Source organism: Pseudomonas sp. Choline-02u-1 (assembly GCF_002836515.1).
Taxonomy (GTDB): Bacteria; Pseudomonadota; Gammaproteobacteria; order Pseudomonadales; family Pseudomonadaceae; genus Aquipseudomonas.
This window is the reverse complement of record NZ_PJBC01000061.1, coordinates 231,848-247,240: the sequence shown is the minus strand read 5'-3', so window position 1 is coordinate 247,240 and position 15,393 is coordinate 231,848. Positions and strand designations below refer to the sequence as shown.

Here is a 15,393-nt window from a genome sequence, read left to right as displayed (position 1 = left end):
CATGCTCATCCCCGTGATTCTGTCCGGCGGTGCCGGCACCCGTTTGTGGCCGGTGTCCCGCGAGGGCCACCCCAAGCCGTTCATGACCCTGCCCGATGGCCAGTCGTTGCTGGCCAAGACCTACCAGCGCGCGGCAGCGTTGCTCGATGGCTGGGGCGACATCGTCACGGTGACCAATCGCGAGTACTACTTCCAGAGCAAGGACCACTACTGCGCAGCCCGGGTGTCACGCCATCGCGGGCACTTTTTGCTTGAGCCGAGCGGGCGCAATACCGCACCGGCGATCGCGGCAGCAGCGCTGTCGTTGCAGGCACTGCATGGCGACGACGCAATCATGGTGGTGATGCCGGCGGATCATCTGATCGTCAATCAGGACGCCCTGAAAAGTGCGGTCGAGCACGCAGTCAATCTGGCGAAGGATGGTTATCTGGTGACCTTCGGCGTGGTTCCGACCGCCCCGGAAACCGGCTTCGGCTACATCGAAACCGGTGCGCCGCTGGATGCCAGAGGCGCGGCCAAGGTGCAGCGCTTTGTCGAGAAACCCGACCTGCAAACCGCCACGCATTACCTGGAAAGCGGCAACTTCCTGTGGAATTCGGGGATGTTCTGCTTCACCACCGCGACCCTCCTCGCCGAGCTGCAACTGCACGCCCCCGAGTTGCTGGAACAGACCCGCGCCTGCATGGCTGCCAGCGCACCGGTCGAAACGGTTGGCTGCCTGCAACAGGAGTTGTCGCCGACGCTGTTTGCCGAAATCACCGACATCTCCATCGACTACGCGCTGATGGAGCGCTCGGAAAAAGTCGTTGTGGTGCCCGCCGGTTTCGACTGGAGCGACATCGGTTCGTGGAACGCGGTCGCAGCGCTGATTCCCGCCGACGCCGACAACAACCGCGCCAGCGGCGAAGCCATCTTCATCGACAGCCACCACAACTTCGTGCATAGCGAAGGCCGGCTGGTAGCGACCGTGGGGGTGGATAACCTGATCATTGTCGACACCGCCGACGCCGTATTAGTCGCGCATGCCGACCGCGCTCAGGATGTCCGCCGCGTGGCGAAACAGCTCAAGGACAAGTCCCACGAGGCCTATCGCCTGCATCGCACGGTGAGCCGACCGTGGGGCACCTACACCGTTCTGGAAGAAGGCCCGCGTTTCAAGATCAAGCGCATTGTGGTCAAACCCGGTGGCAAGCTGTCGCTGCAGATGCACCATCACCGCAACGAGCACTGGGTGGTGGTCGAAGGCATGGCCAAGGTCACCAACAACGGTTCCGGCACCACGCTGGTCGCCAAGAACGAATCGACATTCATTGCTGCCGGTCACCGCCATCGCCTGGAAAATCCCGGGGTGATCGATCTGGTGATCATCGAAGTGCAGAGCGGCGAGTACCTGGGCGAGGACGATATCGTTCGCTTCGAAGATCAATACGGCAGGACGGTCTGAATGCTGCTTTCTTTGTACCGCTCAATGCGCAGCTACCGGGGATTCATCCTCGGCAGCGTCAAACGCGAGTTCCAGTCGCGATATCGCAACTCGCTGTTCGGCGCGCTGTGGACGGTGCTCAACCCGCTGTCGATGATCGTTGTCTATACGGTAATTTTTTCGCAGATCATGCGCGCTCGCCTGCCGGGCGTGGAGGATGGTCTGGCTTATAGCGTCTACCTGTGCGCCGGTTTGCTGACCTGGGGTCTGTTCGCGGAAATCACCACACGCAGCCAGACCATGTTTCTGGAAAATGCCAACCTGCTGAAGAAACTCAGTTTCCCGCGCATCTGCTTGCCGGTAATCACTCTGCTCAACGCCGGGATCAACTTTGCAATCATTCTCGGCCTGTTCTTCGGCTTCCTTCTGGTCAGCGGCCGCCTGCCCGGCATGGCCCTGCTGGCGCTGATACCGCTGCTGGTCGTGCAGGTGATTTTCGCCGCCGGACTGGGGATGTTGCTGGGCATGCTCAATGTTTTCTTTCGCGATGTCGGGCAAATGTTCGGTATCTGCCTGCAGTTCTGGTTCTGGCTCACGCCCATCGTTTATCCATTGTCGATCCTGCCACCGGGCATTCAGCACATCATCAGTTTCAACCCGATGACCGCGCTGATGACCAGCTATCAGAACGTCTTCCTCTACAATCAATGGCCGCACTGGCCTGCCCTGCTGCCGTTACTGATCATCGGACTGTTGCTCTGCGCCATGGCGCTACGCCTGTTCCGCCAGCGAGTCGGTGAAATGGTGGACGAACTCTGATGGGACACATACGCGTCACCGGCCTGGCCAAAGCCTACAAGCAATACCCGAACCGCTGGAGCCGCTTGCTCGAATGGCTGGTGCCGTTCTCCCGCGCTCGGCATGACTTGCATTGGGTGCTGCGTGATGTCGACTTCGAAATCCAGCCCGGTGAAGCCGTGGGTATCGTCGGCGTCAACGGCGCGGGCAAAAGCACCTTGCTCAAGATGATCACCGGCACTACCCAACCGACTTGCGGACACATCCATCTGCAGGGCCGGGTGGCCGCGCTGCTGGAATTGGGCATGGGTTTTCACCCGGACTTTACCGGTCGCCAGAACGCCGTCATGGCCGGGCAACTGCTGGGAATGCAGGTCGAAGAGATCGACGCGCTGATGCCGCAAATCGAAGGCTTTGCCGAGATCGGCGAGGCCATCGATCATCCGGTGCGTACGTATTCCAGCGGCATGCAGATGCGCCTGGCATTCAGCGTCGCTACCTCGCGCCGCCCGGATATCCTGATCGTCGACGAGGCGCTGTCGGTCGGCGACGCCTATTTCCAGCACAAGAGCTTCGAGCGCATCCGCAGCTTCCGCAAGGCGGGCACCACCCTGCTGATCGTTTCCCATGACCGCTCAGCCATTCAGTCAATCTGCGACAGCGCCATCCTCCTGGAGAATGGCCGCCTGGCCATGCGTGGCAAACCCGAAGAAGTCATGGACTACTACAACGCCATGCTCGCCCAGCGTGAGGGCCAGATCGTACGGCAAGAGATGCTTGCCAATGGCCAGGTGCAGACGATTTCCGGCACCGGCGAAGCGGGCATTCTCAACGTTCGCCTGCTCGACGCACAGGGCCGCAGCCTTGAGGTCGCTGAGGTCGGTCAGCCGGTGGTCTTGGAAGTACAGACTGAAATCCGCCAGGACATCGAGCGGCTTATTCTTGGCTTCATGATCAAGGATCGCCTGGGACAAGCGATTTACGGCATCAATACCCATCGTCTGGACAAAGCGGTGACCGACCTCAGCGCGGGCGAGCGAATAACTTTCCGTTTCGCCTTTGACATGCGACTGGGCAAGGGCAGCTACTCGGTCGCCTTGAGTCTGTCCCGGCTGGACTCGCATCTGGACCGCAACTTCGAGTGGCGCGACTACGGTTTGATTTTCCACGTGATCAACAATCGCCAGGAAGACTTCGTCGGCTGCTCCTGGTTGCAGGCGCAGACCGACATTACCCGCAGCAGCGCGCCCCTCGCCCAGTTGACCGACACGGAGAGCTTGCCATGACCCGCTTGTTGGTGGAATGCACCTATGTTTTCGAGCACCCTGCCGCCAATTCGGGCATTCAACGCGTAGTGCGCAACGTCATCCAGCAACTGCCGAGCGCCGATGAAAGCATTGAATGCATCCCGGTAGTGATGATCGAGGGTGCTCTCTACCAGGTAAAAAGCCTGGCGCCAATCAAGTCGCTCAAGCTCGACATGATCGGCGTAAGGGTGAAACTCGAGGAGTGGGCCAACGCCTTCTGGTTACGTCACCGCGCACTGGAACGGCGCTGGCCGTTCAACCGCTCGCATTTCACCCGACGGGTGCTGTATATCGGCTGCAGGCTAACCGCGTTTGGCTGTTTCAGTCTGCCGATGCGCCTGTTTGAACGCGCGCTGCGGGGCAAACACATTCCTGAGCGCTGCGTGCCGCTGGCCCACCGGGCGGGTGATCAACTGGTGCTGCTGGACTCATCGTGGCACGCGAACTTTTTCCCCCTCGCCGAACAACTCAAGCGTGACGGGGTGGGTATCGTTTCGGTTATCTACGATTTGATCCCGCTGACCCATCCACAGTTTTGCGATGCCGGTCTGGTCAAGGTGTTCAACGACTGGTTTGACTGGATCGCGCGCACGGCCGATGGCTATGTAGCGATCTCGGCGACGATCCGCGATCAGGTGCATGAGGAAATGCAGCGCCGCATCGGCTCGCATCAGGTCGACCAACGCTGGTTCGATTACTTCCATCTGGGCTCCGAGCTGGACCTGAGCGAAGCCGAGGCGGAAGTCGACCGCGGCTTGCTGCAGCTGTTCATAACCCCTGAACCAGTGTTTCTGATGGTCAGCACCATCGAGCCGCGCAAGAACCACGCCTATTTGCTTGATGCGTTCGAACGCGCCTGGTCCGTCGGCTCGCCAGCCCGGTTGTGCATAGTCGGCAAGATTGGCTGGAAGTGTGAGGCACTGATCGATCGCATCCGCCAACACCCCGAACTGAACCGGCGTTTGTTCATGTACAACACACTGTCCGACAAAAGCCTCGAATACGCCTACTCCCACGCTACGGCGCTGGTGTTTCCGTCCCATGTCGAAGGCTTCGGTCTGCCACTGGTAGAAGCCATGCAACGAGGGTTACCGGCAATGGCCTCCGACATTCCGGTGTTCCGCGAAATTGGTGGTGAGTACATGGCCTACTTCGATTTGACCAATCCGCAGTCGCTGACTGACCTGGTGATCGGAATGGAGCGCTCCGGCGCTTTTCCGGCACCGCTGAGCCTTGAACACTGGCGCTGGCTGAGCTGGCGTGAGGCGAGCGCGCAACTGGTCGAGCGTATTGTGCGCAACCTCAATGCTTCGCTGCCGGCTCCGGAACATCAGCATGCGCATTGCTCTTAACGCTCGCATCCTGCAAGCACCGCGCACCGGCATCGGCCATTACGTCGCCGAGCTGGTCAACGCCTTGCGTGGCGAATCGGATGTGGACATAAGCCTGTTTCACGGCTGGGGCTGGAGTTGCGTTGTGCCGGATGCTGCCATGCCCGGCTATTCGCGCATGACGCCATTGTTGCGGCAGATACCCGGGGCTTATCAGGCACGGCGCTGGCTGGAGCAGAAACGCTTCGATCAGGGGCGCGCGCAAGGGATCGACCTCTATCACGAACCGAGCCTGTGGCCGCTGGCCTTCGACGGCCCGACCGTGATCACCCTGCATGACCTGACGCACCTGCATTTCCCGCAAACCCAGCCGCCGGCACGGCTGAGGGAAATCGAACGCCGTCTGGCCGCAGGCGTGGCACAGGCGCGAATCATTCTGACCGACTCACAGGCCATCGCTGACGAGGCCCAGGCTTTTTTCAATCTTCCTGCGCAGCGATTTGTGGTGGCGCCGCTAGGCGTGGCCGAACGTTTCCGTCCTCGGCAAACCGAGGAAATCGACAGTGTGCTCAAGGCCCACGCCGTTCAGACACGGGAATATTTCCTCTGCGTCGGCACCCTTGAGCCGCGCAAGAACCTGAGCCTGGCATTGCAGGCCCACGCCCTGCTACCCGACGCCGTACGCCAGCGATTTCCCTTGTTGATCGCGGGCATGGCCGGCTGGCAGCGCGAGCAGTTCAACGAACCATTGCGCCAGGCGTTGGCCAGCGGCCATGTGTGTCTGCTCGGCTATCTGCCCGATGAGCAATTGGCGCAACTGCTGGCCGGCGCCCGGGCGCTGATATTTCCATCGCTGTATGAGGGTTTTGGCTTGCCGGTGCTGGAAGCCATGGCCAGTGGCACGCCGGTGGTGACGACTCGCTCTTCGGCGATGCCGGAAGTGGCCGGCGCGGCTGGCAACTATATTGAAGCGGACGATGCCGAGGGCCTGCGTGACGCAATGAGCCGCTTGATTGACGACTCGCCGCATTGGCAGGCCTGCCGCGAAGCAGGATTGCAGCAGGCGAGGCTTTTTACCTGGAAGCGTTGTGCACAGGCTACGGCCGGTGCCTACCGCCAGGCCATGGGAGGTTGAATGCGCGTTCTTCATTTCTTCAAGACATACCTGCCCGATTCGGTCGGCGGCATCGAACAAGTCATCTTCCAGTTGTGCGAGAGCGGTGCCCAGCACGGCATCGATGCACAGGTGCTGACCCTCAGTGCAGACCCGACCCCGCCGGTGGTGCAACTCGGTCAACACCAGGTGTATCGGGCGAAGCTGGATATCCAGTTTGCCTCGACCGGGTTTTCATGGAGTGTGTTCAAGCAGTTCCGCGAGCTGGCCGCCGAGGCCGACGTGATCAACTATCACTTCCCGTGGCCGTTCATGGACCTGGTGCATTTCGCCAGCGCCGTGAACAAGCCGAGCGTGGTCACCTATCACTCGGACATCATTCGCCAGAAGCATTTGCTCAAGCTCTATCGGCCGCTGATGAATCGCTTCCTCGCCAACGCGGACCGTATCGTCGCCGCCTCGCCCAACTATCTGCACACCAGCGATGTACTGCAGCAGTTTCAACACAAGACACGGGTTATTCCTTACGGTTTGAACAAGGCAGGTTATCCACAGCCCGATAGCGAACGGATGAACCGCTGGCGCCAACAGCTTGGAGATAAGTTTTTTCTTTTCGTCGGGGTGATGCGTTATTACAAGGGGCTGCACATCCTGCTCGATGCACTCAAAGACGTCGATTATCCCGTGGTGATCGTCGGTGCCGGGCCGCTGGAGCAGGAACTGCATGCACAGGCCGCTGAGCTGGGCCTGCGCAATATCCATTTCCTTGGACGACTGAGTGACGAGGACAAGGTCGCGTTGCTGCAATTGAGCTACGCCATCGTCTTCCCTTCGCACCTGCGTTCGGAGGCCTTTGGGATTTCGTTGCTCGAAGGCGCGATGTACGGCAAACCGATGATCTCCAGCGAAATCGGTACCGGCACCAGTTTCATCAATATTCACAACGAAACCGGGCTGGTGGTACCTCCGAGCAATCCACAGGCCTTTCGTGAAGCCATGCGTACGCTATGGGAAAACCCTGCGCGTGCCGCCGAAATGGGTGTCAAAGCCGAAGCGCGTTACCGGCAGTTGTTCACCGCCGATGAGATGGGCCGCAAGTGGACAGAGCTGTATCAGGAACTGCTGGCTGAAAAGGCTCTGTCCTACGCTTGAGTGCAGGAAATCACGCGGTTTTCTGCAAACCCGCGACGGTACGCGGCATCGCGACAAAACCGGGCAAGGCTTCGATCCGCGCCAGCCAGGCGCGAACGTTGGCATAGTCATCCAGCGAGACATTGCCCTCCGGTGCATGCGCAATGTAACTGTAGGCAGACACGTCAGCGATGCTTGGCTCCTCGCCCGCCAGATACGCCGTTTTGCCCAACTCCAGCTCCATGACCTTGAGCAGGTTATGCGCACGGCCAATGACTTCCTCGGCATTCAGTTGCGCGCCAAACACGGTGATCAGGCGTGCCGCTGCTGGGCCAAACGCAATCGGTCCCGCCGCTGCCGACAACCAGCGCTGCACATGCGCCGCGCCCACCGGGTCGGTTGGTAGCCAGCGACCGTTGCCATATTTCTGCGCCAGATACACCAGAATCGCGTTGGAATCGGCCAGCACCACGCCGTTGTCATCAATCGCCGGCACTTGGCCGAAGCTGTTGATCGCCAGGTACTGCGGCTGCTTGTGCTCGCCCTTGGCCAGGTCGACGAAGATCAGCTCGGTCGGCAGTTGCAGCAGCGACAGCATCAACTCGACGCGGTGGGCGTGGCCGGAACGTGGGAAGTTGTAGAGTTTGATCGCTTGCATGGTCGACTCCGCTGGAAAGTGACGTCGCTACGGGGATGAGCGCGCCGATGGAGTCATCATCTATGGGTTGCTGGAACAACAGAATAACCAGCCGCTGCAATCGATTATTTCATCTCGTGCAATAACGCCGCAGCGCTCAAGGCCGGGTGCTCACGCAGAGCCTTCACGGCGAAGTCGACGAAACTGCGGATTCGCGCCGGCGCCTTGCGCCCGCCCTGATACACCACATGGATCGGCAACGGCGCTAATTCAAACTCGGCGAGGACGATTTCCAGCTCGCCCGCCGCGACTTTGTCAGCCACTTGATAGGACAGCACTCGCGTCAGGCCCAGGCCTTTGCGCGCGGCGGTAATCGCCGACTGATTGGCCGTGACGGTCAGACGCGGTTCGGTGCGCACGCTGAGCGCTTCACCGCCGTCGAGAAACGGCCAGTTGCGTTGCTGACCGATCGCCGATGTCGCCACCACTGGCAGCGCGGCCAAGGCCTGCGGATGCTCCGGGCGGCCATGTGCAGCCAGAAACGTCGGCGAGGCACAAATGACCCGCCGCACTTCACCGACGCGAATCGCATGCTGATTGCTGTCCGGCAGCTCACCGATGCGCACCGCGACATCAATGCCCTCCTCGACCATGTTGACGACCCGGTCCAGCAACAGCGCATTGATCGACACATCCGGATAGCGACAGAGGTAATCGGCCATCACCGGCGTAACGAACAGATCACCGAACAACACCGGCGCAGTAATCGTCAACTGCCCGCGCGGCAAGGCATGGCTGCCGGCCGCCGAATCTTCGGCCTCCTGCACTTCGGCGAGAATCCGCCGGCAGTCGTCACAATACCGCTGACCTGCTTCGGTCAGATGCACGGTGCGCGTGGTGCGCACCAGCAACTGCGTACCGATATGCTGCTCCAGGGCCGCCACCGCCCGCGTGACACTCGCCGCCGATAAACCCAGACGCCGCGACGCCGCCGAGAATCCCTGCTCCTGGGCAACGACAACGAAGATCTGCATTTCCTGGAAACGATCCATGGGATTCCTCGGGGTGGATACGACAATCGCAGCCAAGGCTGCGATTGCGGGAGCTGATGCCGAACACAATATTGTCACCAGCCGAGCTGTGATAATCCGTTACGCCAGATGTTCATTCAATACCTCGGACAGTCTATCCATCGCCTGATGCAGCATGTCCACGGCTTCGGTCAGGGCATGTGTATCGGTGCCCTCGCTGGCAATTTCCAGCGCCTCACACGCGTGGATCAATGATTGCACTTTGACAATGCGCGCGCCCCCCTTGACCCGGTGTGCCAGATCGGACAGTCCCTGAAGATCATGCGCGGTGAACAAGCGCAGCAATTTGACCCTGTCTTCGTCGTTGCTCGTGGCCAGGTCGTTCAATAGAAGTTTGATCGAGGTCGAATCGCCATGGGTCAATTGTTCAAGATCGCTCAGATCCATGTCATGGCCAGTGGAGGGTCCGCTCGGGAGCTCCACAGCTGAGCGCTGCTGTCGCACAACGGCAATGAGGCGTTGACTCAAATCCCTCAGGCTGATCGGTTTGAACAGGCAATCGTCCATGCCGGCCAAGGTGCAACGCGTTTTTTCCTCGGGCAAGGCATTCGCAGTGAAGCCCAACACGAGGCAACGTGGCGCGCCTCGGGCGGCCTCATCATCACGAATCGCCTGGGCCAGGTCGTAGCCGTTCATGACGGGCATGTTGCAATCGGTGATAACCACATCGAATGCCCCATTGCGCCAGGCGCGCAGACCGCGAGCGCCGTCCTCGGCGTCGGTGACCCGATGGCCGAGGTAGCTCAGCTGTTGCGACAGTAGCAAACGGTTCGCCGGATAGTCGTCGATTACCAGGATGTTCAGGCTGTGCTGGCCGCCCTCCGGCGGCTCGAGGTTTTCAAGCGGTGCGCTAACCAGCGGGTCAAGGATCGGCAAGCTGAGCCGCACTTCAATCTCCGTCCCTTGCCCCAGCTGGCTCGACAATGTCAGGCTTCCGCCCATCATTTCGCAGAGTGTGCGACTGATCACCAAGCCCAGACCGGAACCACTGCGAGCCGACTGCCCATGGTTGCCTGCCTGGGAGAACGGGCTGAACAACTTGGCCTGGTCGTCCTCAGAGATCCCACGGCCGCTGTCCTTGATGCGCAAACAAAGGCGCAGACGCTCATCGTCGCTGCAGTCGACATGCACCTCCAATCGCACCTGACCGGCCTCAGTGAATTTGATCGCATTGCTCAACAGATTCGACAGAACCTGTTTGAAGCGCATCGGATCAATCAGCACATCGACATTGCTTAAAGCGTCCATTTCCAGTTGAAGGCGCAATTGCTTCTGCCGCGCCAGGCCGTCAAAGATACGCACCACCGATTCCACCAGTTCGCGCAGATTGGCACGTTGCGGCGCCAGCGAAAGGCGCCCGGATTCAATCCGCGCGATGTCGAGGATATCGCCTATAAGATCCAGCAGATCTCGCGCTGCTCCGGAGGCCACCTCGATCGCGAAACGATCAGTCTGACCTTGATCGGCTTTCTTCATGGCCAATTCCAGCATGCCAATGATGGCGTTCATCGGCGTACGGATTTCGTGACTCATGGACGCCAGGAATGTGGTCTTGGCACGATTGGCGCCGTCGGCCGCATCCTTGGCGATTTGTAGCTCCTGCAACAGGTGAAGTCGTTCGCTGACATCAATCCACCCGGCAATCATGCCGTTCACGGTTCCGTCATTACCCCGGTACGGCAGCATCCAGTGATAGATCGTCAGATTGCGTCCGTCAGGGAGCGTCAGACTGCGGTCTTGAATGCTCGGTTTACCGTCCTTCATGACTTGCAGGTAATCATCCTGATACCCCTGCGCCTGAACGGCATCAATCAACAGGCCCTGAGTCACGGTTTTACCGATGACCGCGTCACGCGCCACGCCGAACACCTGGAGATAACCGCTGTTGCAGATCATCAGGCGACCTTCGCGATCACGTACATAAATAGGATGCGGCGTGCCATCGATCAGCACACGCATGAACTCCACCTGATCATTGAGGGCCAGTTCCGCTTGGCGGCGCTTGCGCATCAACAGCCGCAGATAAGCAATCCAGCCCAATGCCATCAGCAGCAGCACGCTTGCGATCACGAAGCCACGAATGATCATGCTGCCATTGCGCAGCCAGTAGCTGTCATTCACCGTCAACTCGCTACTCCAGCGGTTGGTCAGTTCATCCATTTCTTCCGGGCTTATGCTCAACAAGGCCTTGTCGAGAATCGAGTACAGCTCCAGTGCGCCACGATCAGTCGCTAGCGCGAGAGGTGCAGGCTGAGTCCCGACCGTGCTGATGATCTGCAAGGTGTCACGGTATTGGCGCGAGATCATGAAACGCGCACTGACCAGCGAGTTGAGTGCGCCGTCGACCTTGCCTGTGGCAACCATGTCCATAGCCTCATGCGCATTGCGCGCAGGAACCAATTGCACAGCAGGAAACTGCTCGATGAGGTACTGGCGCATCAAGTTGCCGGTAATCAGCGCCAGGCGCTTTCCGGCCATCTTGTCCAACGTCAAAGCGGTACCATCGCCGCCGCGTCGGGTGACCAGCACGAACGGGTTAATCAGATAAGGCCTGGTAAAACGCAGCTCACCTTCGCGCTCGGTGCTGGGCGTGAACGCTGCCAGCATGTCCGCCCTGCCACTGGTGACTTCATCAATCATTTGACTGACCGAATCGACGCGCCGGATATCGAATTGCAACCCGGTGCGCAAGCTGATTTTGGCCAGCACGTCGGCGCTGATGCCACGAAAGTTGCCACCCTCATCGACAAAAGTCAGGGGCACGAAGTTATCGTTGATCGCGACGACGACGCGCGGATGCGCATTCAGCCATTGCTGTTCTTTAATGCTGAAATGCACTGCGTGCTGCCCTCGGATGGCGATCCCGCCAGCGCTCCAGCGGTGTTGAATTCTCATGCGTTCCTCGGTGGGGACGGTCTTCAACGCCGCGTTGAGAATACGCAATAACTGGGCGTTGCCACCCTGCACCGCAAAACTGAAAGGCTGCGTCTCCATTTGAGAAAAATCGCTGAGCCGCACATTGTTCAGATAGTTCTTTTTGATGAGATAGTTGGAACTGAGCGTGTCGCCCAGATAAACGTCGGCCTGACCGAACGCCACCGCGCCGATGGCCGCCAGGGTTGAAGGATAGAGCTGCAATTTGGCTTCTGGGTAAAAGGTCTTGACCGTCAGTGGCGGAAGATAGTGATACAGCATTGCCACTCGCTTGCCGGCCAGGTCTGGCGATAAATCAGGACGCTCGTCAAAGCGCGTGACCAGGCTCGGATTATCATCCGCATATGGCAGCGAGATCGCCAGCTCAGGATCCGCCGCCTCAAAGCCGTTTGCCGTACCAATCATATCGACTTCGCCAGCTTTCAGAGCACCCAGCAGATCATCGCGCGAGGCGTAGCGCCGCACCTCGATATCAATATGCAGCAGTTGCCTGATCAACTGCGCATAATCGGCGGTCAGGCCTTCATAATCATCGCCGTTACTGGTAATCGCGAAGGGTGGATAATCCGGGCTGCTGTCACCGAGTAACAACTTGCCTTTGCTGCGTAGCCAGCGCCAGTCAACCTCATCCAGCGAGACTGCGTATTCAGCAACGTCCGATCGGCCGAGCACTCGCAAACTATCTGGATGCGGGTCTGCCAACACAGGCAGGCCCGCGAAGACGCCGCATAAAAACCAACCAGCCAGGCAAATTTTTAAGTTCATAGTGGTCAAATTGAACTTCGAAACCCGCCAGGGTGAATCGGTACTCGTGCGTGCAACGCTGGCGGACGGTCGTCCCCTGCCATTTGGCACAGAAGTCAGCGATGACAAAGGCAACCCGGTGGGCGTAGTCGGTCAGGGGGGTCAGTTGTTCGCTCGGGTTCAGCCAACGGCGGAGGCATTGATTATCCGTTTTGGTGAAAAGGCCGGGGAAAACTGTGTGATCCCGTTGAACACCTTGCGCTCGCAGAAACAAGCAGCGTCGGCCTCCGCTATCTGTGCGACAGCAGCTGAGCCTGCCAAGCCAAGCGCCAGCCATTAATCAAAAGAGGCCACCATGCGTACACGTACTAAGATAAATGGCTTGCTCGGGCTGGCCTTCACAATGCTTTCCGGCACGGCCATGGCCGATTGCGTCTTCATCGACGGCACCAATACGGTCAACAGAACAGTCGCGCTGATCGGTACGAATATTACCGTCGGCAGAGACGTACCATTGGGGACGACACTCTTCAAACAGACCTTTACGACTTCCACCAATCTTTCGAGAGTTACGTGTGACCCAGGCGTCTATGACCGTACCCGCAGTCGGACGCTGTCGTCCACACCGCTGCCGCTCTCCAGTTGGTCAGGTCAGTACGCCGGTAAGGTCTATGAGTCCGGGGTTCCAGGCATTGGGGTTTACATCTGGTCGGAGGGTCAGGCAGCGCCTGACTCTGCGACATCAGGTAACTGCGGTGGTGGGACCGGGTTTTGTACGCAAAACCCGACCCTGGGCTTTGATCTGTTGTTCATAAAAACCGGAGATGTATCGCCAGGCACTATTCAGGGGGCTTCCTTACCGAGCGTGCAACTGGACTGGATCAGCCCAACCAACACATTGAATCTACAAAACGTGAATTTCATCGGCAGCATGAATGTCGTCTCGCGCACCTGTGTAACGCCCGACGTCAACGTTCCACTGGGCACCCGTTCAGTCAATGAGTTTGCCGGAGTGGGCACCGGTACGCCGTGGCAAAGTTTTCAGATCAGTCTGAATAATTGCCCTGCGTTCCATGGGACATTTCCCGGAAGTCCCACCAGCCCGATCTTTGATGGCTCTACTGACACCCCTACTGAACAAGGACGAGCCTCCAATATCCTGCGTTTCCGTCTTGATCCTGTCGACAGCGTTATTGACCCGGTACAGGGCATCATTGGCCTGACTCCTTCACCGAGCGGTTTCTTGCCAGCCGCCACAGGTATCGGCATCCAGATAGGGACGGGGGACGCAGTACCGGTGCCGGTGCCTCTGTCAACGCTTCGCCCAAGCGGGGTCGTAACAACCACGACGGAAGGCGCCAGCTACGTTATTCCGTTGAAAGCGCGTTACATCCAGACGGCCGCCACCATGACCCCAGGACCTGCCAACGGTGCTGTGGTGTTCACAATCGATTACCAGTAACCGATCCGCTGCCCGCAAGCGTGAAAAACAAAAGCCCCTGAAATCAGGGGCTTTTTGCATTTCGGAACATCTACTGCGCGATGTCCCAATGCTTGTTCGTGATGAAAACCGGATGCCTGACCCAGCTGGTTAACAACAACATAGTTTGACACAGCACCTCGCGTAAATCGGGGTCTGTACAACGACTCGGGGTAGAGACAACAGCAATATAGACTGACACAGATGGACTGAGCTTCAAATACAGGGTCCGGCTTTTCACAACATAGTTTGACACGAACAGTTAATGTAAGCAGTCATGAAGGGGGATCGCATAAGCTGAGGCCTTCAACACAAGCTCAATGCGATGTTTAAGTCTGTGCTCACCCTACGGCCGGCGCCAATAAGCACATAAACCGTATTTTTCGTCTCAAATAAGCACGCGTGAGTGAAGGAAACCCCCAACGTTGTTCTGACCCAATCGCCAGGTTGGAAGCGGCCTCTGCTGTCTTGGATAACGGTTAAAGCGTAAACCAGAGCAGGGATTAGCTCTCTATCGGCGATCGCTTGCCGCTGAGACGTTGTAACGTCGAGATCTAATATCGCCCATTCAGAAACAAGACAATAGGCACGGAAAGGAAAATGCAGATTGGCGAGTGCCACAGCATCTGAATTGGCGAGTTGGCACCCGCCTATTTCCTCACCTGCGGAAAGCACTGAGATAAAATCATCCAAATTCATCCGTTCCTCCAGTCGATCAATACACCGACTCGAACGAGAATCATCAATCAGCATAGCTCCAAGTGAACCGCCCGGTTTCAATGCCGACGAATAGCAGCAACGTCATCTCACCCTTGACCTTTACACTCCCTCTACCTCAATGAATGGGATGATTTCTTTAGGTGGCGTCACCGCACAAAGCGGTTTGCGCCAGTAGCCCACGCTATGCCACTGGCTGTGCTTGTACCCAACTTCGGGGTAGGTGCCGATGTGGGTAAATCCGAGCGCTTCATGGATACCTATGCTTCCTGCGTTAGGTAAGGCAATGCCGGCATAGGCTGCATGAAACCCCTGTTTTTCGAGGAGCGGTAGAAGTCGCTGATAAAGCGCACGACCAAGTCCTTTTCTGTGTACCGCAGGGTCGATATAGACGGTGACGTCTACCGACCAGCGATAAGCTTCCCTGGCTCGATGCTGACCTGCGTAAGCGTATCCAACGACCTTGCCTTCTACCTCTGCGACCAGAAAGGGATATATCGGCACTGTTGCGGCTATTCGTGCTGCCATCTCATCAACCGTCGGTGGTATCAACTCGAACGAGATGACTGTGTCCAAAACCATTGGCGCATAGATGGCCTGGACGGCAGATGCGTCATCAGATGTCGCAACCCTCACTTTGTAGTTCATGTCTTTCTTTGCTGCCCCGTAAAGAATCGTGTTTGAAG

13 protein-coding genes are annotated in these 15,393 nt (G+C 58.5%); 8 read left to right on the top strand and 5 right to left on the bottom strand.

What is annotated here, in order from left to right; translation table 11 throughout:
• Position 1: 1 nt before the first annotated feature.
• From CXF97_RS18860 to CXF97_RS18835, 6 genes are read left to right on the top strand one after another with little or no spacing between them, the layout of a single operon-like run.
• A complete protein-coding gene (locus tag CXF97_RS18860) occupies positions 2–1,444 on the top strand; it encodes a mannose-1-phosphate guanylyltransferase/mannose-6-phosphate isomerase (RefSeq protein ID WP_101159761.1) in 1,443 nt (480 codons plus the stop codon).
• A complete protein-coding gene (locus CXF97_RS18855; protein WP_101159760.1) occupies positions 1,445–2,242 on the top strand; it encodes an ABC transporter permease in 798 nt (265 codons plus the stop codon).
• Positions 2,242–3,507 carry an ABC transporter ATP-binding protein gene (locus CXF97_RS18850; protein ID WP_101159759.1) on the top strand — a complete coding sequence of 422 codons (1,266 nt, stop codon included), beginning with the start codon at positions 2,242–2,244 and terminating at the stop codon, positions 3,505–3,507. The genes CXF97_RS18855 and CXF97_RS18850 overlap by 1 nt, the downstream gene beginning before the upstream one ends.
• On the top strand, positions 3,504–4,880 hold the full coding sequence (locus tag CXF97_RS18845) for a glycosyltransferase family 1 protein (RefSeq protein ID WP_101159758.1): 1,377 nt from the start codon (positions 3,504–3,506) through the stop codon (positions 4,878–4,880). The genes CXF97_RS18850 and CXF97_RS18845 overlap by 4 nt, the downstream gene beginning before the upstream one ends.
• Entirely contained in the window at positions 4,864–5,994 is a 1,131-nt protein-coding gene (locus CXF97_RS18840) for a glycosyltransferase family 1 protein (RefSeq protein ID WP_101159757.1), read from the top strand. Before CXF97_RS18845 ends, CXF97_RS18840 begins: the two co-directional genes overlap by 17 nt.
• Positions 5,995–7,125, top strand: coding sequence for a glycosyltransferase family 4 protein (locus CXF97_RS18835; protein WP_101159756.1), 1,131 nt, complete (start codon positions 5,995–5,997; stop codon positions 7,123–7,125).
• Between the two features lie 10 nt (positions 7,126–7,135).
• Here the strand turns inward: CXF97_RS18835 and CXF97_RS18830 are convergent, their stop codons facing one another.
• The 3 genes from CXF97_RS18830 to CXF97_RS18820 all read right to left on the bottom strand — a co-directional run bounded on the left by CXF97_RS18830 (position 7,136) and on the right by CXF97_RS18820 (position 12,531).
• Positions 7,136–7,762 carry a glutathione S-transferase family protein gene (locus CXF97_RS18830; RefSeq protein WP_101159755.1) on the bottom strand — a complete coding sequence of 209 codons (627 nt, stop codon included), beginning with the start codon at positions 7,760–7,762 and terminating at the stop codon, positions 7,136–7,138.
• A gap of 104 nt (positions 7,763–7,866) precedes the next feature.
• Positions 7,867–8,793, bottom strand: coding sequence for a LysR family transcriptional regulator (locus CXF97_RS18825; protein ID WP_101159754.1), 927 nt, complete (start codon positions 8,791–8,793; stop codon positions 7,867–7,869).
• 99 nt (positions 8,794–8,892) lie between these two features.
• Positions 8,893–12,531 carry a transporter substrate-binding domain-containing protein gene (locus CXF97_RS18820; RefSeq protein WP_101159753.1) on the bottom strand — a complete coding sequence of 1,213 codons (3,639 nt, stop codon included), beginning with the start codon at positions 12,529–12,531 and terminating at the stop codon, positions 8,893–8,895.
• Between the two features lie 10 nt (positions 12,532–12,541).
• Here CXF97_RS18820 and CXF97_RS18815 point away from each other — a divergent pair, with 10 nt between their 5' ends.
• Positions 12,542–12,850 carry a FimD/PapC C-terminal domain-containing protein gene (locus CXF97_RS18815; RefSeq protein ID WP_157830914.1) on the top strand — a complete coding sequence of 103 codons (309 nt, stop codon included), beginning with the start codon at positions 12,542–12,544 and terminating at the stop codon, positions 12,848–12,850.
• 15 nt (positions 12,851–12,865) lie between these two features.
• On the top strand, positions 12,866–13,972 hold the full coding sequence (locus tag CXF97_RS18810) for a fimbrial protein (protein ID WP_101159752.1): 1,107 nt from the start codon (positions 12,866–12,868) through the stop codon (positions 13,970–13,972).
• Between the two features lie 324 nt (positions 13,973–14,296).
• Here the strand turns inward: CXF97_RS18810 and CXF97_RS18805 are convergent, their stop codons facing one another.
• Positions 14,297–14,689 carry a hypothetical protein gene (locus CXF97_RS18805; protein WP_062386179.1) on the bottom strand — a complete coding sequence of 131 codons (393 nt, stop codon included), beginning with the start codon at positions 14,687–14,689 and terminating at the stop codon, positions 14,297–14,299.
• Positions 14,690–14,809: 120 nt separating this feature from the next.
• A complete protein-coding gene (locus CXF97_RS18800; protein ID WP_062386180.1) occupies positions 14,810–15,355 on the bottom strand; it encodes an arsinothricin resistance N-acetyltransferase ArsN1 family B in 546 nt (181 codons plus the stop codon).
• Between the last annotated feature and the right edge of the window lie 38 nt (positions 15,356–15,393).

Bases quoted from the DNA above. Each gene is read 5' to 3' on its own strand.
- CXF97_RS18860 (WP_101159761.1), top strand. From the start codon at position 2: ATGCTCATCCCCGTGATTCTGTCCGGCGGTGCCGGCACCCGTTTGTGG.
- CXF97_RS18855 (WP_101159760.1), top strand. From the start codon at position 1,445: ATGCTGCTTTCTTTGTACCGCTCAATGCGCAGCTACCGGGGATTCATC.
- CXF97_RS18850 (WP_101159759.1), top strand. From the start codon at position 2,242: ATGGGACACATACGCGTCACCGGCCTGGCCAAAGCCTACAAGCAATAC.
- CXF97_RS18845 (WP_101159758.1), top strand. From the start codon at position 3,504: ATGACCCGCTTGTTGGTGGAATGCACCTATGTTTTCGAGCACCCTGCC.
- CXF97_RS18840 (WP_101159757.1), top strand. From the start codon at position 4,864: ATGCGCATTGCTCTTAACGCTCGCATCCTGCAAGCACCGCGCACCGGC.
- CXF97_RS18835 (WP_101159756.1), top strand. From the start codon at position 5,995: ATGCGCGTTCTTCATTTCTTCAAGACATACCTGCCCGATTCGGTCGGC.
- CXF97_RS18830 (WP_101159755.1), bottom strand. From the start codon at position 7,762: ATGCAAGCGATCAAACTCTACAACTTCCCACGTTCCGGCCACGCCCAC.
- CXF97_RS18825 (WP_101159754.1), bottom strand. From the start codon at position 8,793: ATGGATCGTTTCCAGGAAATGCAGATCTTCGTTGTCGTTGCCCAGGAG.
- CXF97_RS18820 (WP_101159753.1), bottom strand. From the start codon at position 12,531: ATGAACTTAAAAATTTGCCTGGCTGGTTGGTTTTTATGCGGCGTCTTC.
- CXF97_RS18810 (WP_101159752.1), top strand. From the start codon at position 12,866: ATGCGTACACGTACTAAGATAAATGGCTTGCTCGGGCTGGCCTTCACA.
- CXF97_RS18805 (WP_062386179.1), bottom strand. From the start codon at position 14,689: ATGAATTTGGATGATTTTATCTCAGTGCTTTCCGCAGGTGAGGAAATA.
- CXF97_RS18800 (WP_062386180.1), bottom strand. From the start codon at position 15,355: ATGAACTACAAAGTGAGGGTTGCGACATCTGATGACGCATCTGCCGTC.